This is a genomic window from Type-E symbiont of Plautia stali (assembly GCF_059731115.1).
In genome coordinates this window covers 1-18756 of record NZ_AP035908.1, presented here as the reverse complement: position 1 = coordinate 18756, position 18756 = coordinate 1, and the positions used below count along the sequence as shown (strand labels likewise).

Below are 18756 nucleotides of genomic sequence, written 5' to 3'. Positions count from 1 at the left end.
ACTATTGTCATAGTCATGTTCAAATCGCCCGTCCCTGACTTTAATAACGCACAATAATGAGTGCGCCGCTATGACATTGTTCTGCCTTACTCAGGTTTAGCTCGCCTTAAAATCAGGTTAAATTCCCGATCCGATTCCAGACTGTTATTTTCAAAACCTTATAAAAGCCAATATATGACTCAATGTGCGGCAGAAGTGGGGTTGATTGCAGCACGAACATACTCACCACTCATTCAACCGGCTTCTGCAATATAAACACTTGATGACCAGCAAACGAAAATGACGTCCCCGGCTGAGGCCAATCACCCATCAGACAAAAACCGTGGTGCACAAATGCCTGCAGCCAGGCTTCACGCGAAAGAGATAACGTGAACTGCAAATTATGCCCTTCTGTTGCCTGCTGCAGCACCGCAGCGGCAGTTATCCACCTCAGCGAGGAATCTTGTGTGGGTTCCACCACAATCAGTACACCTTCAGGTTTTAATGCATGCCAGATGCCCTGGAGCATGGCTTCGAGGCCTTGAGTTGTGTGCAATACGTTGGTTGCCAGTACGGCATCGAGTTGTGACGATGGACAACCTGGCCAGTCCCGCAATGGTTGAAGGTCACCATGGTCAGTGTTTGCGTTAATTTCCAGCACCTTTGGACAATCACTTCCCTGCATTGCCGTTTGTAGCAGTGAGGCGGTAATCTGGCCGAGGTAATCCGCCAGCATGCTCTTTTGATGCATCGCTGGATAAAGGGGGCAGCTCTCGTGCGGTGATAATCGGCTGGATGCTAACTCGGGATAGCGCATCACCTCGCACAGTGAGTGCTGGTCTGCGAATAATGTGTTGAGGAAAGCCTCTCCCTCAACGTGCCAATCGAGACAACGGCGCAGACGAATTTTTGCATCGTCGATACGCTGTTCGATGGAAGGCAGACTCGGGGCACAATCGCCAGCAAACCAGCGCTGATCGCGCTGCTCCACAATCCCTTCTTCCTCCAGAATGCCGTGCCATTTTTCCAGCATAAACTGAAAACAGTCGGCAATCCCTGCTCGCTGGCGCGCATCCGCAATCAGCCAACCTTCAACGGAGATAAAAGAGAGTTCATGCAGGAGTTGCCAGATCATTAACGGCGCCATTGACTCGCTCTCCGTCTGGAAAGCAGCCAGTGAAGCAATCATTTCAGGCGTCGGTAATCGATGCGCAGCCTGATGCCCTGCCCGTTGCCAATCTTCATATTTTGATGAGGCAGCAGTAGCGGGCGAAAAATGGCTGTCCGTCTGTGAGTTCGCTACGCCCTGATGCGCGCTTTTATCTCCATTCATAACCACTCCAACGATCAAATGGGGTGTGAATTCATCACATTCTTTGTAAGGGTAAAATTGGCTTTGCTAATGATGCGTGCAATTTTAAGCCTTAACCCTGTAAATGATAATCATTATTATTCATCGTACAAATAAAATTTATAACACTTCACCCGATCTGTTTGTTGAATACAGAGTCATGGAGCAACGGGGAAAAGGTGAGTTCATAGTGGAAGGAGGTTTAGATGGGTCAAATGATGGCATCCATTAATCTTTAAGAGAGTGACGATTTTTGCCAGAAATGCATGAATGAGAGTCGTTGAGAATAAACTTTATAAGCGCAGCGTTAATTATGATTAAACTCTTTATTTACAATAGCGTATGAGGACAAATTTATATTTAAAAATTAGGAATGCCGGAGATCCAATTATTTAAGGGTATCGGTAGAGGTTCAGATATGACACACTGTATTTTTATACAGAGTGTGGAGTCGCGGTGAAGCATGATGGCCAGATTACACAAGATATATTAGCGTTGTTAGGCTCCACGGTGTCAGCGTTTATCCGGGAAGGCTTAGCTTTTGAGGTGCATGAAATTTCGTTAGCCCTGCAAAAACTCAAAGACAATGAAGCGGATTCAGTTTTAAGAGAAAAATACGAAACGCTTATCCGCTTACTTTCGAAAATGATGCACTGATATGCGCGAGCTAGCAAAGAATCAGGCATTAATCATCCGGTGTTACGCCCACAACGATTTCAAGAGTCTGGCGTAAGAGCTGGGCTTGAGAATCATCGTGAGTTGATTCAAGTGCCCGGATTAAACTGATGATAATGGCTTTATTCGTTATCTGCCCTTCCGATGCCAGCACATTACGGATGATGACGCCTAAAATCTTCGCCTCATCTTTCAAATCCGGACCCGCATTGCGGAAACGTTCAGCCAGTTCCTGATCGGCAAGCGCAGAAAAGATGTCTTCTGATGTATGCATGATTTGTTTCCGAGCTAAATGGTGTCAGGGGTTAATCACTGATAGTAATCGAGTCGATATTCAATGCTTTCTGTTATTACCTGAATGATGTGAGTCCGTGTACAAGTGCTGGACAGAGTTTATTCCCTCCGCCCTCTGCTGTTTAACTCGTTCTCCTTCGGCGATGCTCTTCCTTACTTCAACAATTGTTTGGGCGATCAATTGCCGCCTGTCAGCATCATCTGACTGGTCTTCCATAACCTGAAGTTGTTCGATGAGTGCACGGAAAGAAACAGGCCCCGCACGCTGGAGCAGAACCAGTGTGGCTTCACCGAGAATTTCATCGACTAACTGCTGGTGTTCACTTCTATTCATATACTTCTCTGATAACGGCATCTGCATGGCAATTCTGCTGTAAACAGACTGCAAATTGCAATTTCTGTCACGGAGCCAGGAATCATTCTCATTCCATGCAAATTCAGAACGGTAATGTTGTACAACTTAGGCCTAAATACTGAATCACTCATCCCGATCGAAAAGCAGTCCGATAAGCTGATGATAGTGGTGTTCCTCTTCAGCGTTGGAGGAAATTTCCAGACGACGAAGTAACTTAGTGCAGAGTGATTTACGGTTCAGATTCTTGCCCTCTCGCAGGATTTCCACCACGATCTGACCCAATGTTTCTTGCTGAGAAGGCAAAGAGGCTTTATTAAAATATTGTGCAATAGCTTCGGAAGAGTTCGGAGTGTATCCATTCTGACGCATGTGTTAACCCTCTCATGTTGGGTCAGGCAAATGACCTGATAAAGTTGTACAGTTATTGCAAAATCTGTACAAAAATATAGTCAATGTCAGGTGCCCATTTTTTTGCAAAAAGTGCTATAGGCTGAGAGGGACTTCGCCAAACAGAAAAATCTTAATCGTCTGTTACGACAAGTATTTTGATCGGTTCTTAATATTTGAGTTAAGTACTCTCGCTACTTTTTAATATTTTCAACTGGCAATAATGTGATGCTGTCAGAGCTTTCACTCAGACGCCGTAACGGTGAGCTGCTGCGCTTATCTTCTGACGAGGGTTGCCGATAATCATTCAACCAGTCAATCGCAGCCAAAACGGCTTGTTTACGCTCTGGCGTATTAGCCTCGTCGGCCATGCGATGCAGTTCCTGATTTAATTGAATAACACTGATTTTTTCGCGGCGGGCGAGAATCTGATAAGTAGCCTCGCCTAAAATTTTATCTGAATTGTCCATTCTCTTACCTCCTGAGAATCGGGCTTACGCTGAGTCCTCGGGATCTATTGTAGCCGATGGGATATTTGGGTTAAACCTGGCGCAGAATTTATGCGTCACTCAGGATTTATCCAGAGGCAATATATTCTTGCCATTATCAGGCGTTAACGCCATTGCTGACAGTGATGAGCACACTGACAAACCCATGAAGAGTTTATGTGGATGAACCCTGCAATAACAAGGAAAGCACGATGACAAAAACACAATGGATCCTGAGCCAGCTTACGCGGAAACTGTGGTTCAGAAGTTCCCTTTTTGCTGTTCTGGCGGTGATGACAGCCCTACTCGCCATCGTGATTAAACCCTTTATTCCTTCAGGAATTACCGGGTTAATCGGCACGGATGCCGTGGATAAAATCCTGGGTATTCTGGCTTCCAGCATGCTTGCGGTCACCACCTTCTCACTCAATATTATGGTGTCAGCCTATAACACGGCGAGCAGCAGTGTCACGCCGCGCGCCACGCGTTTACTTGTAGAGGATCGGACCACGCAGAATGTGCTGGCAACGTTCATCGGGTCTTTTCTTTATAGTCTGGTGGGCATTGTTGCACTGAGTATGGGGGCTTACGGATCTCAAGGACGTGTCATCCTATTCTTTGTCACGCTGGTCGTAATTGTGATGATTGTGATTACGTTGTTGCGATGGATCCAGCATCTGGCGCAGTTTGGTCGTATGGCAGAGACTTCCCAACGTGTCGAAGAGGTCACTCAGGCTGCGCTGGTTAGTCGGTTACAAGACCCTTATATGGGCTGCTCTCCCTGGCATGTCTCCGATGGACTGCCGGACTCATTGATACCGGTTTATGCTGAAGAAGTGGGTTATCTACAACATATTGATTTCAGTATGTTGTCTGATTTCGCTGAAGCACAAGGGATCTATCTGTATATTGCGGTTCAACCAGGCGCCTTCATACATTGCTCGACTCCCCTGGCCTGGCTTAAGACATCAAAAAGTCTTGCTGCTGAGACGGTAAAAGATGCGTTCACAGTTGATCAGCAGCGTTCTTTTGATCAGGACCCGCGCTTCGGGTTGTGCGTTTTGTCTGAGATTGCGTCACGAGCGCTCTCTCCGGCAGTCAACGATCCCGGGACTGCCATTGATATTATTGGCAGACTGGTCAGGCTCTTTTGCTTGCGCGTGCAACCTGACATTGGCGATACCCGCTTTCCTCGTCTCTTTCTGCAAAAACCGTCCATTAAGGATATGTTCGATGACGCGTTTTCCGCTATTGCACGTGACGGTGCAGGCATGATTGAAGTACAAATTCGCCTGCAGAAAGCGTTTATCGCATTGGCACAATTTAATGCTGCCAGGTATGGGTCTGACGCCAGGCGTCACGCGGAGCGAGCCATTGCCTTTGCCAGTGCCGCTATACCGATTGAGACGGATATAGAGAGACTCAGAACGTTGGCCAAAGGCCTCCATCAACCTTAGTGTCAGGGATGGGCAAGTGACTAATAAAACGTCATGTCCTCATACGGTTGTGCCATGCATGCATTTAATCTGCTTTCCAGATCACCGGCATGGAGTTCCAGCTTGTGGCCGTCCGGATCGAGGAAATAGAGTGATTTGCCCTCACTTTTGTTGACCTTCCATTCTTTTACGCCTGAAGCTTTCAGCCTTTCGGCAAAAGCTTCAAACACTTCATCTTCAATGCTGAAGGCATAGTGCGTGTAATCTTTACCGATGGAAACGGCATCCAGTGAGAGGCACAGCCAAAGCTCACCTATCGAGAGATAAGCGCCATTCTTCCATTGTGCGCGGGGAGTGAATCCCAGCGTCTCAACATAAAAGGTGAAACTCGCAGAGACATTGCTTACAGCTAGAGTGATGTGATTCAGACCGGTCAGCATATTGAACTCAATACAAGAAGTTGTAGGGTTAATTTATCACAGGCGATGAGATGGAAAGCGGCTGCCACGTGGGTCGCTAAGCAAACTTCTGCAGAATTCTTATCGCCATTTCCATGCCCTGCTCACGCTCGGCATCATAGTGATGACCATCGTTTTGCGCTTCCTGCAAGACATCAATCAGCGACTGAACGGCGAACTCGCTTTTTCTGCCCAGAACTTCCAGCACCGCACCGCCTATCTCATTGCAAATGGCTTTTCCTTCCGCGTGTTCATTTTGCTCAGACATGACTGACTCCTTCGTGAACGTTAAGGTATTCAAACTCGCCATTAGTAACATGGACAGTGACGAACTTCATTTCATTGCAAAAATGAATCCCGTTAAAGCACCATTGCCACAAGCACAACAGTCAATAACAGCACATAAATTCGCGCATGCCAGACATCTGGCACGGCGGGAATGTATCTTTGTGCAACCAAAATGCCGATGAACCCTGTGACCACCAGCAACATAACAATTTTGAGACTAATAAATCCGAGGAAACCACTTGCCGGAATTATTTGCCAGCCGCCGATGGCATAAGTGATGGTGCCACATAGCGCTACCGGCAGCGAAAGCGGATTGGCAACGCTGATGCATTCCCGCATCGGATAGCCATGCCGTCGCAATAGCGGTACCGTCATGACACTTCCACCCACACCCAACATCGCAGCAATTGAACCGATAAGTATGCTGCCGCCTGTCACAGTAGCCCTCGATAGCCGGCGTGACGTGCTACCACTGAAGAAACCTTTACGAAGCAGGCAATCAGCAATCGTGACCAGCATATATAGGGTAAACAGTGAACGAACCCACTCTTCGCTTAACATTCCTGCCAGCCATGATCCGACCACCGCACCTATAGCGATAAACCAAATGAGGGGAAAACAGGCCTGTACTGCGATGGCACCCGCTCGCCAGTTTCGATAGCTCACCCACCCAGCGTTAAATATCATCACCGCCGTGGAGGTGGCGACGGCAATATGCATCGCATTGCCTGCCATTTCGGGCTGCCCACGCAACAACTGATAAACAAATGGCACGACGACAAAGCCGCCACCAAAACCAAACAGCACCGTAGTCACGCCAGTGGTAAAACCAGCCAGCACAATCAAGAGAATATCGCTCAAGGGACGTTCCACTTATAAATAAAGCCATAGCCTAACGCTCGCATGACCCACTTCCCATTTGAGCAACGCTCAATTACCCTTGCCAATCGGTCATAAGGAGTGAACGTGCGCAACACAAGCATTGACGATGTCGATTGGATAGAACGTGATGTGGTCGCGATGGGGAATGACTATGCGCAGGGGTTTGTACTGGCCCCCCACCAGCACCGCCGGGCCCAATTGCTTTATGGCGCAACGGGGCAGATGCATGTATCAACTCAGGACGGAGAATGGGTCGTGCCGCCACAGCATGCGGTGTGGATCCCGCCGGAAACCCTTCATGCGGTGAAATTTGTCGGCGTAACGACGCGAAGCCTGTACATCACACCTGCGTGCGCAGCACGGATAAGTGACCGCATTCGCTGCGAGGTTATCAGCGTATCGCCCCTGTTACGTCAGCTGTTGCTGGACGCAGTGGACTTGCCGCTGCTTTATGGCGGTGAACGTGAATGCGCGCTGATCAACTTGCTATTACTCGAGCTGGGAGCGATGCCTGCGCGAGAATTCGATATCCCCCTGCCACGACAACCCGCATTGTTGGCGCTGTGCCAGGCATTCCTGCTTGCCCCCTCCATCCACGATCCTGCAGATCGCTGGGCAAAAATGATGTTTATGAGTGCCAGCACCTTTCGCCGCCATTTCTTGCAGCAAATCGGTATGACTTTCTCCGCCTGGCGTCAGCGAGCCTGTGTGGTCAGCGCGCTGTCCTTGCTCATTAAGGGCAAGTCGGTGAATGAGGTCGCTTTATCGCTGGGTTATGACAATGGTTCGTCTTTTGCGACTATGTTCCGCCGCGTAACCGGCCAGCCGCCTTCGTTTTATCATCCCTTTTGAGATATAAGCACTTAGTTATCCCTACCAGAAACTACGGTTCCTGAAGTACGGACTTTGCAGCTTTTACGCCAGCCGTCTTTGAACGCAGAAATGGAAGTTCATTTCTTAACTGCGTCAGCAACAACAGCAGTGACCGCTTTAAACCGGAAGTAATTGCGCCAGCATCTGACCAGCCATGCGTGCTGTCTCCCGTAAACGCTCCACGCTTGCGCCCTGCCGTGAGCGAGCCGACAAACCCGACATGATCGTCACCATAAAATCGGTTATTCGAACAGCCTGTTCTGGATAGCGCTCGGCAATATAGGCATGGAACATCTTCTCGGCCGCTGTATGAAAACCGCAGGCCACCTCGCGCGCAGAAAGATCATCGCTATGGATACCTTCCAGCACCAGACATCCTGTGGCTTCTGGATCGGCAGCATAGCGACTTGCAGCTTCATCCAGTACCGCAGAGAGACACTCCGCCACCGGACGATCGTGACGCAAAAGCGCTTTGAAACTGATAGCGCCATTTTGGGCATATCGATCAAGCACCAGCCGATAAAGCCCGAGTTTACTGCCGAAGGCGGCATAAAAGCTGGGCGGATTGATGCCAAAGGCTTTGGTCAAATCCCCCACACTCACCTTGTCGTAACCACACGAGTGAAACAAATTCTGTGCAATGCATACCGCCTGTTCCGCATCAAACTTGCGTGGGCGGCCTGGCGTACGGCTAATTTTTGTAGTCATCACTACATATTCCTTTGACAACCTGACTGACTCAATAATATTGTAATGACCACTACAATACAATTGAGGACACTCTAATGGCGGTATTTACTAACAAATCGGTACTGGTGTTGGGCGGTAGTCGGGGCATTGGTGCGGCAATCGTGCGGCGTTTTGCCTCCGAAGGTGCTGCGGTGGTGTTCAGTTACGCCGGCTCGAGCGAAGTGGCAGAAAAACTGGCGGAAGACACAGGCAGTAAAGCGGTTCAGGCGGATAGCGCCGATCGCGATGCCGTGACTAAGCTGGTACGCGATTCCGGGCCTCTGGATGTGCTGGTGGTGAATGCGGGCGTGGCAATTTTTGGTGATGCGTTAGAGCTGGAAAGCGATGCCATAGATCACTTATTCCGCATCAACATTCACGCACCTTATCACGCTGCGGTGGAAGCCGCCCGTCAGATGCCAGAAGGCGGTCGCATTATCGTCATTGGTTCCGTCAACGGAGACCGGATGCCAATGCCAGGCGGCGCAGCCTATGCCGTCAGTAAATCGGCCCTGCAAGGATTAGCGCGCGGTCTGGCCCGTGACTTTGGACCACGTGGTATTACGGTGAATGTCGTCCAGCCGGGTCCCGTCGACACCGATATGAATCCGGCAGACGGCCCGATGAAGGAGCTGATGCACAGTTTTATGGCCATTCAGCGTCACGGTAAACCTGAAGAAGTGGCCGGTATGGTTGCCTGGATTGCCGGTCCGGAAGCTTCATTCGTGACAGGCGCTATGCACACGATTGATGGCGGATTTGGCGCGTAAGATGTCATCGTTGAATTTGAGCCAGGTTGCCCCACTAAAACCTGGCTGCATTTGCTCTTTCAGCTGTGAGTATTCAGATATGACTCATCGCTCCTCACCTGATTTCTGCCCGCCTGCTTAGCGGAATAAAGCGCCATATCGGCCTGCCTGATCAACAACTGAGCCGAGCGATTTTCTCTCTCAGTGTTCAGCGATGCACATCCCGCGCTCAGCGTCACCCGTTGGGAAGCTAACAGAGACGAGTCATGGATGATGTCCTGCTCACGTACAGCTTGCACAGCAGCAGCAGCCACCGCCATCGCATGTTCAATATCAGCACCGGGAAGTACGATGGCGAACTCTTCTCCGCCATATCGTGCCACCAAATCGGTACCGCGCAGAGAGATGGCGTTTATCGCCTGCGCCACACGCTTCAGGCATTCGTCCCCGGCCACATGGCCGTAAGTGTCGTTATAGCGTTTGAAATAATCGATATCGATCATCACCAGCGAAACCGGCTCGTTGTGCGTGTCAGCGGCCAGGATGCACTCCTCAAGGTAGCGATCAAATGCACGTCTGTTCGCCAGCCCCGTTAACGCATCCGCATGCGCCAGTCTGTTCAGTGCATGGTTGGCTACGCTCAGTTCATCACGAAGATTGGTCAGTTCAAGCTGGTAATGCAAGCTGTGCCGGGCCTGACGCAGCACGAATACGCCCATGGCAACGATGGCGGATAATAGTGCAAGACTCAGCAACACATCCTGTACGCGTCCTTTCATCCATTTAATGAATAGGCTATGCGTGTCATACCCTGCTGCAACCACCAGCGGGTAACGATCCGATCGTGCAAAACCAAAGATACGCGGTTTGCCATCAAGTGCAGAGGTCCACTGCCCGCTTCCGCGGTTGGTGCCCTGCAGCATCTGCTGAAACAGGTGACTGGAAGAGAGATCTTTGCCGATAAAACTATCAGGCATCGGCCGTGCGTATAACACCGAACTGTCTGCCAGCATCAGGACCAGTACGTCCTTCGCCCCCATCTCGTAATAAGCGTAAAAGTGCCGGAAATAGTCAACTTTCACCGTAGCCAGCAAAACGCCCTGAAACCCGCGCAGCGCATCGCTGATGCGAAGTGAGACGGGGATCACCAGATCACCGGTGCTTCGGCTACGGATCACCGGACCAAGATGAATGCTGTTGCGCGGATTGTCGCGTTGAAACCTAAAGTATTCGCGATCGGAGTTATTGATGTCTGCCGGTATCTGCGATGCAGAGGTGGCTATCCATTTGCCCTGGGCGTCGTAATAGAAAAGTCCGTGCAGCTGCGGCAATCGCCCCTGAAGCTCCCGCATGGTCTGGCTCAGATTGCGGCTATTGATACCGGTCACCAGCTGCGATTCAACGTCACGCTGCATTTCACGCATCGCGAGCTCAGTCTGCAAGAAGGTATCTTCCGCCTGCCGCGCCTGCGACAGCGCCAGGTTCGTCGCTGTTTCTTCACACTGCCTGACGGTGTCATTCCAGTCCTGATGCAGCGTCCATATGCTGATACCTAACACCGCGGCGATAAGCACAATGCCTGCAAGCGTGATACTTCTGATGAGGGAGTGATAAAGGAGCCCTGCCTGTTCGCGCGTGTCTTTTTTATCCATCCTTATCCCCATCAACTTTATCCAGCATTCAGTTAAGCAGATAAAGAGAAATGCGTAAGCTTGCCTGGCATTACCCGCTAAAAAGGCTGAACTATAGGATATTTCTTGCTGCCTGGTGTTGATAACGCTCAGGAATGATTACCAATTGATATCAGTAAAAATGACGAAGGGAGTTAAACAAGAACGTCTGAATAAAGATATGTATTTCTGTGATGATTTTTAGAATGCCATAATCAAATTTCTTTTATAGACGCCATGTTGAAACTGACCTGCCTGACAGGCCAGTTTCTATCGATGACAGGTTTTAAATATTTAATCCAGTGCGCCTTTATTATTCAACCTTCTGAAGAAAGCCTTTTTATGACGCACCGGATTAACAACATGAACTGGCTTCTCTTTCAAGGAGGCAGTTCCGACGATTGCTTAGGCCGATTCAGCAATGACCGATTTAAACTGAGCGTGCCACATATTATAAAACTTGCCCTGTTTACCCATCAACAGAGCAAAACTTCCGTTTTCGATCACCTTTCCATCCGCCATCACCACGATTCTGTCGAACTCTCTGATATTTCCCAGACGGTGAGTCACGGCGATAACCGTCGTATCGAGTGAAAGGATTTCATTAAACAGGCGATGTTCAGTTTCTGGATCGAGCGAGGATGAAAACTCATCAAAGATGAACAGATTGGCTTTCCGGTATAACGCACGCGCGATCGCCAGCCTTTGCCACTGCCCGATTGAAAGTTCATCACCGCCAAACTGTTTACCCAGTCGGGTCTGCTGCGGATGAGGAAACGCGACTTTATTGAGTAAATCGCCAACCTGAGTGGAATGCGCTTCTGTGTCATACTGACTCAGTGCGATATTCTCACCGACGGTAAATTCATACTTGCCGTAGTCCTGAAACACAGTTGCCACCTGCTGGCGGTAACCGTCAATCTCCAGACTTTGTAGTGGAACACCGGATACGCTGATATCACCCTGTTCATAGGCATACATCCGCAGCAGCATTTTAATCAGCGTGGTTTTACCACTTCCGTTATCCCCCAGAATCGCCACTTTCTCACCTGCCCTAATCTCAAGATCAATGCCGTCTAAGGCCTTCTTGCTTCGGCCTTCATAACCAAAGCTAAGATGCTTAATACTGAGTGAGAACGGCGTGTTATCGGTGAGTAATCTTTGGCCGTTGGTAACGGGCTCAATCTCCTCGGTCATAAAGGAGTGGTAACTATGAAAAAAGCTGCCCATTGATGTCAGATTGGCACCGTAATTCGCAATTTCATCCAGATGCGATTTCATCATCACAATGGACTGAAACACCATCACTAACGCGCCCACCGCGATATCACTGCTGCGCAGATTGCTCAGGAAAAGATACACCCCGGCAAATAGCATCACCAGGCTAAGCAGCATGGCGGGAATGGGCGTTATCAGCGCCCTGACGCGTTGCTGGTGCATACGTTGATAGGTATTAAATGCTGACCCTGAGAACTTTTTTAGCAGATAACTACCCAGCCCATAGAATCGAATTTCCTGTAAAAAGCTTTTATCCATACTGACACCATAGACGTAACGCATTGCAATTGCGTCCTTAGAGTTTTTGAATAACTCGTGCACGTATTTTTTCTGGATATGGATATTAATGATAATCATCGGTAATACGGACAAGGCGCAAATGGCCGCCCCAATCCCTGAATACGCAATCAGCACCAGTAGCAAGCTTCCAGCCATCACGGTGGCTCTGAATGAGTAAATAATGCAAATGATGAAATTAAGCGGTCGGTATGCTGCTTCTTTTTTCAAAAATTCCAGCTGCTCGTAACGCTCCTTGTTATCAAACAGGCTCAGAGTAAAAGATTCATTCATTCTCCGCATAATATTTGCGCTGAAATGGCTGGTCGAAGTTTCCGTCACATCACCCTGAATAAGATTCACCAGCGGGGTCATCAGTTGAATACCCAGCAAAGACAGACACCAGATAGCGACACTGAACATCAGTGCATGATCACTGATTTGAGGCGTATGAAGTGTGTTAATTATCTTTCCTGTCATGAAGACATTAAGCGCCGGTATCAGGCCCTGAAGAAGGACGATGGCGATAAGTGCAGTAATACGAAGCGGGCTGGATGCAAAGACGTACCTGATTGCCAATAACACTGACTGCCTCTCTTGTTGCAGTTGGAATGGGTCACGCGGGTTGCAAACAATGATAGTTGAGAATGAAATTCATTTACACTAATCGCTCACATCTACTTCGCAGCGCGTAATGAGGAAAAGCGAACAGAATTATCAAACATGTAATTAATAACCATTCTCACTTGCGCTATACTCCTCCCTCCCTTCCGCCAACCCGGTACGAAGGCGCAGTAACAAAGACTGGAGGATGAAGATGATCGCAGAGAAGGTTATCCGCATTGCGGCGGCAATCATGATCAATGCGGAGGGATGCGTACTTTTAGTCCGCAAGCGCGGTACACGTTATTTTATGCAGCCCGGAGGGAAAATTGAGTCGACTGAACAGCCAGTGGCTGCATTGATTCGTGAACTCAAAGAGGAACTGCAAATCAATGTCACCGAGCAGGATACGCAATATGTAGGCCAGTTCACTGACACAGCCGCAAATGAGCCAGGACATACGCTCATCGCTGAAATATTCACTGTTCTTGCACCCACTACGACGATTACGCCAGCAGCTGAGATTGAAGAGATCACCTGGCTCCATCCATCCGATGATGCTTCGCTACCATTAGCCCCACTCACCAGCCAGCAGATAATCCCCCTCATATTGAACGCAGGCCAAAGCGCTCACTGAGTCTACCTATTGCCAGCCAGTCATGATAAGCAAGAGCAAACGTGAAATGAATGGGATCTTCACCTGATCAGGATCGCGTAGTGCGACTCGATCCTGTGGAACAACCACTATAGAGAGTAAACCACTCCTTCATACCCTGACGCGCTGCAATGATGACAATTATCCGTTCCTGTGCACTCGCGCTCATCACCTTTATGTTAGTAATTACTAACACCAGTATTGGCAAGCCTTGCGAGGTTAGTAATCACCAGGGGGGTAGATTAAACATAACCACTGTAGTGAGTAGTTACTCTCTATAGTGGTTGTTTCTACTCTCTATAGTGGATGTTTGATCCTCTGCCCTGCAAATCAACGATCTTGCGATCGATATGGGATCTTCAAGTTCTTCCGATATGTGCATTGCTTGAAATTTTACTCTCTATAGCGGTTAGCCAAAAAATCAAACATCAAAAATGAATACTATAAATCATAGACTTAAGATAATTAAACGAAACCAAATAACCGCTATAGAGAGCAAGCTCACTCTCTATAGCGGTTATTGCAGGATGCGAAAATCCCGCAATAGCGTTCCTGTTAGCAGGATCTCAGGCTAAGCCGCTCATCAATGCCACCAGCAGTGCTATCCACTGTAGTGAGTAACTCCTCTCTATAGTGGATATACATAGAAGGAAAAGCAGTTTTCGGCAGTAAAAGTGAGTAAGTTAAAGATAATAAAGCAATAATCATTGTGATTTAGGCGATATTGAACATAAATCACACTGTTATCTGAACAAATATCCCTCAATAATCATCAGATAACTCAATAAGATAGAAGTGATAACGTCACTTCCGTCGAATAACCACTATAGAGAGCACATACCTACTCTCTATAGTGGTTGTTAAATCTGGGGACGATCCTGGATCATTCCATGACGACTCACCATAAGCAGTCCCCTCTTCTATCACATTGAAAGCTGTCACATTGCGGGTTTTGGGCTGGTAATGGTGCAAATTGTGAGCGACTTCCAGATAACCACTATAGAGAGTACAAGCCTACTCTCTATAGTGGTTACTGGGTCACAAATGTCTTGATAGCAGTGAATGTGGGAGGTGAAAGGCGTGGACTGCAGCAGCAAATAACCGCTATAGAGAGTAAGTGCTCTCTATAGCGGTTATCAAACGGAGGGCTAATTTAGAAGGCTACTTCACTTTACCTTTGCGGATTTCCTCGAGGATCTTCAGCTCCGCTTTTGACAGCATCACCATTTCACCCTGCGGCTCGCTGACTGCAGCAACATCATTGGTCTCTATAGGATCATCCAACTCCAGCTCATCTTCGAGTATGTCCGGCAGCTTGAGTGGCAGCTCTGCAGGTTTGAGCTTAGGTCGGCGATAGTGAATGTGGAATACCACGGAGCTACCGCGTTTTAGTTCAGTGTAATCAAGGTAACCAATGTCTTTGAGCTGTTCCATCGCCCTGCGTACGGTCGCGTTTTGCGTGATGGGACGAGATGTCAGATTTAGACGCTGTCGCAGGCGCGCCATGGAGATGGGCGCCGGATTAGGAGGCAGGCTTTCGATAAAGGTATAAAGCGCCTGAGCGGACTCCTTACGAGCCAGAGCGTTAATGGCACGAAGCTGCAGCAAAACCTTGCGATCAAACTGATACAGCTCGAACAGCTTGGGATCGGCCTGAAGCTCGACCGTATCCTTTTTGACACTGTATTTAGCGGATTGCACCAGATGCGTGACATAGAGTTCATCTTTGTCAGCAGTACCGAACTGGATGGTATTGGATGCAATGCGGATCAGCGAAGCTTCCAGTCGCTCCCTCAGCTTGGCTGAAGATCGAGAGGAAGGAATGCCACACAGTTTGACGAACTCGACGAAGGGTAAAACGACTTTGTCATTGGTGACGTTGTACTTTGCAAACGCGTGAATGATCCCGACCCACGTCTTGAAATCATTGTCCATATCAAGTCGCTGGCCAATGATCCTGATCTTCTCATAACCTTCTGATTTAACGAGCGACAGTAACTTGAGTTCGTTCGTGACATCAGTAACGGCTGTCGTGTCGTTTTTACGGTTATTGGTCGATTTTAACGTAGGAACGAACAGGCCCAATCGCATTAAAGCAACCGGTTGAACAGTGTTATCTCTGTTGGGGGTAAGTACAACCAGTTCGCCAGTTCGTTTATCTGTTTCTGAAAAGGCTTCAACTATCTTGTTGTTTTTTAGCTCATTTTCCGACATTTTCGAGGATCCGGTTTATACACAGGGACATCGCGCGTTTACTCTCTATAGCGGATACTAGCACTCACTTCATCGGTTAGACTACTCTCTATAGAGGATAATTTACTCTCTATAGCGGTTAGTTTACTCTTTATAGCGGTTAGCGATATCTCCTCAGGGCTTGTGGCACAAGGCTTTAACCGTAGTGGGGATCTATTTGGAACTTCTATGATCTTATGAGGATCTGTTCTTGGATCGGGTCAGTGAATAATGGGGATAACCATTCCGGGATAACGGCGGCTGAAATTCAGTCAATCACGTCACTGGAAATCAAAGTTATGCACAGCGGGATCAGTTACACACAGCTTGCATTCTTGCCTGCTCACTACAGCGGTTATCAGTCACTCTCTTCATCGGTTGTTTCACTCATTTCATCGGTTATTTTCCTCTCCACAGCGGTTAGTTTACTCCTTATAGCGGTTATTAAGGCCCTTTCAGACCAGTCATATCAAGGCCTGCAGCGATCCGGGATCTTCTTTGATCTCAATGGGATCTCATTATGATCGAATAATTGGATCTACCCTGTGGATAAAGGGGATAAAAATCAGCGTTAAATGAGACTGTTAAGCAGATTTCAGCCGGAATACGGTGATTTGGTTCAATTCTCAATGTCGATCCCGAGAAAAGATCCCCTTGTATAACTTGTTGGCCTGGATGACCCCAGATTTTGGTATAAACACGATCATCAATCAGATGTTCGTAAATTCAGCCTGTACAGGGTTTTTGGCGCGTTGAGAGGATTGGGCTTACCAGATACGATAATTGAACTTAAATGGCTTAGAAGGCTGCTGAAGCGCTTAGAAGCACAGATTCAAACGAGCGTGGGTTACTGAAAAGTGGGAACAATAAAAAGGACGTGAAAATCACGTCCATTTAGGATTTGCGTTGTATGAAGGAGCCGGATCAAGACTTAGAAAGGATCGCCTTAATAGCAATATCGATCTCTTCCAGCGTATTGGCAGGCAAACGGTGGAATTCATACTGCACATGGCGTTTTTCTGCGTTAGTTTTGCGTTTAGCGTAAGCGGTACGATCTGAGAAATGGCCAAACTTCTCAGTGGTGACACTTTTGTTTTTCACCGGTTTCACCAGCTGCTTTTTAGCGGTGGTGAAAAACGACAGGATCCGGGTTTTCTGATCATCGGAAGCCAGTTTATGCAGCGCCTGATCGTCATCCATTCGCTCTTTGACCTGAGCGACGACCTCTTTGACCGCCACACCCTCTGCTTTCGCTTCTTCTGCCACATCCAGCAGCAGTTTGTAGTCCGGAATGCTGAGGTCGGAAACAACCGGGATTAACTCGATGAACTCAGCAGGAACCCACGCAGCCTGAAAAGCACGCGTTACTTTGGCGTTTGAGATCCCTTCTGCTTTCGCGATCTCTGTCTTGTTCATACCCTGCGCTTCCATCATCAGGAAACGTTGACCCAATTCTCGCAGATTGTGTTCTTTTGCAGTCTGAATATCGGCGGCCAGCTGGCGGGCATCACTGATATCAATGTCATCCTCGGTCACCAGAACTTCGAGACCCGTACCGGCAAACAGACAAGCTGCGCGACGACGAGATCCATCCATAATTTCAATGCGACCATCCACTAGGCGGCCAATCGCTGGGAAGAACTGCTGCAACTCAATGGTGCGCGTAATGTCTTTTACTGATTCTTCGGTCAGCGCTGATTGATCTCGTCCATTCACCTGCGCGTCAACAAAGGTTTTGCTTTCCACTTCACCACTTGGGATGAGCTGGCGACTGAATGTCGCCGTGTTTCCGGACTTCAGGGTAAATACGCGTGACTGATTGCCGCTGTTGATAAAGCTCGACATCTGCGACTGGCCCATGGTGCGGCCAATTCTTTTGAGAGATTTGGGTTCGGTCACTTGGTACTCCTGATATATTCAATGCGGTCAAAAACAGCGCGTGAAAAATTCTCGGCTTCCTGTTTCGCCTTTCTGAGTGCATCGGCACTGCCTGGGTACGAAGTCGGATTTGCGCTGATCACCGTGTCAAATGACTCACCGCAGCGCTCAAAACCATCTAAACGGGGTAATACCGCATCCAGCATCGATTTTGTGAACACTTCACGTGCATAGCTATGAGACGTAATGTGGTCATGTTTGGTGGTCATCTTCGACATAAAGCCAATATTTGCTTTCAATCTTGGCTCTATCCCCTCGTTCTCAATGCGCTCAAGCATTTCCGGCAGTCGCGTCAGGTATTTCATCGTTGAGTGAAAATCAACCTGTGCTGGCGGTGTCGGCGTGAGCAGTAGGTCACTGGCGGCAATGGCATTGAGCATAAAGGCATCAAGATGTGGCCCGGTGTCGATGAAAATAAAATCGTAATCTTTAGCCAGACGATCAATGACGTTGCGACGCAGGACTTCCGATGGAGCGATGCCGGGTAGATTCTCAGCAACCAGTGCATCCCAGTCGCTGGCGACAAAACCATCATCGATCGAAGCGGGCATCACATCGACGCCTGGCATCACAGTGGGTTTCACAAACTGTTCACGCAGCTGCTCAGTGCTGACATCGTTCAGCATCGCCTGTGCAGCCGTTTCCAGCACCGAACCGACACTGTTGGTATGGCTGAGGAACATGGTGCTGGAGGCCTGCGGATCCAAATCAATCACCAGAATTCGCAGATCATTATGCAGCAAGCCTGGGTGAGCACGTAAACCGTGTGCCAGGGTAACGGTCGTGACGGTTTTGGACACGCCACCTTTGAGATTTACAACAAAAACGACGAAGGGATCTTTATGTTTGTCGCGATATTTGGGCACCTTGCGATGCTTATAGATATCGACGACGTTTTGAATGCTCATTGCATATTGAGAAGTGCTGCCCGTCTGCTTTCTGCCGAATTCATAACCCGCCTCTTCCATCTCACTGATGGCGGCGGCAACCGCGTGTTTACTCAACAGCGGTAAGTTGGCGACGGCATTACGAGTAAAGGTATGGTAGTAGCCTTGCTGGTTAAATTCCTGACGCTGCTGCTCGATATGGCTGCTGAGTCCGTGCAGCATGCCATTCGCACGGTTGGCGATGTCAAACACGTCACCGTAATCACGCTTCAT

General features: G+C 48.6%; 19 protein-coding genes. 5 read left to right on the top strand and 14 right to left on the bottom strand.

Features of this window, described 5'->3' with window-relative positions; genetic code table 11:
• Positions 1-229: 229 nt before the first annotated feature.
• A complete protein-coding gene (locus AC6I8L_RS24590) occupies positions 230-1312 on the bottom strand; it encodes a class I SAM-dependent methyltransferase (RefSeq protein WP_058962460.1) in 1083 nt (360 codons plus the stop codon).
• Between the two features lie 474 nt (positions 1313-1786).
• Here AC6I8L_RS24590 and AC6I8L_RS24585 point away from each other — a divergent pair, with 474 nt between their 5' ends.
• Complete coding sequence (locus AC6I8L_RS24585) at positions 1787-1987, top strand: hypothetical protein (RefSeq protein ID WP_058962459.1); 201 nt, start codon at positions 1787-1789, stop codon at positions 1985-1987.
• Positions 1988-2015: 28 nt separating this feature from the next.
• Here AC6I8L_RS24585 and AC6I8L_RS24580 read toward each other — a convergent pair whose 3' ends face one another.
• From AC6I8L_RS24580 to AC6I8L_RS24565, 4 genes are all read right to left on the bottom strand, one after another.
• Complete coding sequence (locus AC6I8L_RS24580) at positions 2016-2279, bottom strand: biofilm development regulator YmgB/AriR family protein (RefSeq protein WP_058962458.1); 264 nt, start codon at positions 2277-2279, stop codon at positions 2016-2018.
• A 60-nt stretch (positions 2280-2339) separates the two neighbouring features.
• Positions 2340-2660 (bottom strand): hypothetical protein, encoded by a 321-nt coding sequence (locus AC6I8L_RS24575; RefSeq protein ID WP_236699807.1) that lies wholly within the window; start codon positions 2658-2660, stop codon positions 2340-2342.
• Positions 2661-2777: 117 nt separating this feature from the next.
• Positions 2778-3023: a regulatory protein YcgZ gene (gene ycgZ / locus AC6I8L_RS24570; RefSeq protein WP_058962457.1), complete on the bottom strand. Its 246-nt coding sequence runs from the start codon at positions 3021-3023 to the stop codon at positions 2778-2780.
• 212 nt (positions 3024-3235) lie between these two features.
• Positions 3236-3511 (bottom strand): hypothetical protein, encoded by a 276-nt coding sequence (locus AC6I8L_RS24565; protein WP_498014825.1) that lies wholly within the window; start codon positions 3509-3511, stop codon positions 3236-3238.
• 230 nt (positions 3512-3741) lie between these two features.
• Between AC6I8L_RS24565 and AC6I8L_RS24560 the strand changes: the two genes are divergently transcribed.
• On the top strand, positions 3742-4986 hold the full coding sequence (locus AC6I8L_RS24560) for a DUF2254 domain-containing protein (RefSeq protein ID WP_058962482.1): 1245 nt from the start codon (positions 3742-3744) through the stop codon (positions 4984-4986).
• 20 nt (positions 4987-5006) lie between these two features.
• Here the strand turns inward: AC6I8L_RS24560 and fos are convergent, their stop codons facing one another.
• From fos to AC6I8L_RS24545, 3 genes are all read right to left on the bottom strand, one after another.
• On the bottom strand, positions 5007-5405 hold the full coding sequence (fos, locus tag AC6I8L_RS24555; RefSeq protein WP_058962481.1) for a fosfomycin resistance glutathione transferase: 399 nt from the start codon (positions 5403-5405) through the stop codon (positions 5007-5009).
• A gap of 76 nt (positions 5406-5481) precedes the next feature.
• Complete coding sequence (locus tag AC6I8L_RS24550) at positions 5482-5691, bottom strand: hypothetical protein (protein WP_058962480.1); 210 nt, start codon at positions 5689-5691, stop codon at positions 5482-5484.
• A gap of 92 nt (positions 5692-5783) precedes the next feature.
• Positions 5784-6572 carry a sulfite exporter TauE/SafE family protein gene (locus AC6I8L_RS24545; RefSeq protein WP_058962479.1) on the bottom strand — a complete coding sequence of 263 codons (789 nt, stop codon included), beginning with the start codon at positions 6570-6572 and terminating at the stop codon, positions 5784-5786.
• Between the two features lie 105 nt (positions 6573-6677).
• Between AC6I8L_RS24545 and AC6I8L_RS24540 the strand changes: the two genes are divergently transcribed.
• Complete coding sequence (locus tag AC6I8L_RS24540; protein ID WP_058962478.1) at positions 6678-7445, top strand: AraC family transcriptional regulator; 768 nt, start codon at positions 6678-6680, stop codon at positions 7443-7445.
• Positions 7446-7583: 138 nt separating this feature from the next.
• On the opposite strand, the gene AC6I8L_RS24535 is transcribed toward AC6I8L_RS24540, so the two are convergent.
• A complete protein-coding gene (locus tag AC6I8L_RS24535) occupies positions 7584-8174 on the bottom strand; it encodes a TetR/AcrR family transcriptional regulator (protein WP_058962477.1) in 591 nt (196 codons plus the stop codon).
• Positions 8175-8251: 77 nt separating this feature from the next.
• Between AC6I8L_RS24535 and bdcA the strand changes: the two genes are divergently transcribed.
• On the top strand, positions 8252-8965 hold the full coding sequence (gene bdcA / locus AC6I8L_RS24530) for an SDR family oxidoreductase (RefSeq protein WP_498014821.1): 714 nt from the start codon (positions 8252-8254) through the stop codon (positions 8963-8965).
• Positions 8966-9024: 59 nt separating this feature from the next.
• Here the strand turns inward: bdcA and AC6I8L_RS24525 are convergent, their stop codons facing one another.
• Both AC6I8L_RS24525 and AC6I8L_RS24520 read right to left on the bottom strand, forming a co-directional pair.
• Positions 9025-10596, bottom strand: a complete 1572-nt coding sequence (locus AC6I8L_RS24525) for a sensor domain-containing diguanylate cyclase (RefSeq protein ID WP_498014820.1) — start codon at positions 10594-10596, stop codon at positions 9025-9027.
• Positions 10597-11019: 423 nt separating this feature from the next.
• A complete protein-coding gene (locus tag AC6I8L_RS24520; RefSeq protein ID WP_498014818.1) occupies positions 11020-12753 on the bottom strand; it encodes an ABC transporter ATP-binding protein in 1734 nt (577 codons plus the stop codon).
• A gap of 232 nt (positions 12754-12985) precedes the next feature.
• Between AC6I8L_RS24520 and AC6I8L_RS24515 the strand changes: the two genes are divergently transcribed.
• The gene (locus tag AC6I8L_RS24515; protein ID WP_201785701.1) at positions 12986-13408 is read left to right on the top strand and encodes an NUDIX hydrolase; all 423 of its coding nucleotides are present in this window, start codon (positions 12986-12988) and stop codon (positions 13406-13408) included.
• A 1179-nt stretch (positions 13409-14587) separates the two neighbouring features.
• Here AC6I8L_RS24515 and AC6I8L_RS24510 read toward each other — a convergent pair.
• The 3 genes from AC6I8L_RS24510 to AC6I8L_RS24500 form a co-directional block, all read right to left on the bottom strand.
• Entirely contained in the window at positions 14588-15640 is a 1053-nt protein-coding gene (locus AC6I8L_RS24510; RefSeq protein WP_058962421.1) for a RepB family plasmid replication initiator protein, read from the bottom strand.
• Positions 15641-16582: 942 nt separating this feature from the next.
• Positions 16583-17518, bottom strand: a complete 936-nt coding sequence (locus AC6I8L_RS24505; protein WP_058962423.1) for a ParB family protein — start codon at positions 17516-17518, stop codon at positions 16583-16585.
• A 35-nt stretch (positions 17519-17553) separates the two neighbouring features.
• Entirely contained in the window at positions 17554-18756 is a 1203-nt protein-coding gene (locus tag AC6I8L_RS24500; RefSeq protein WP_058962422.1) for an AAA family ATPase, read from the bottom strand.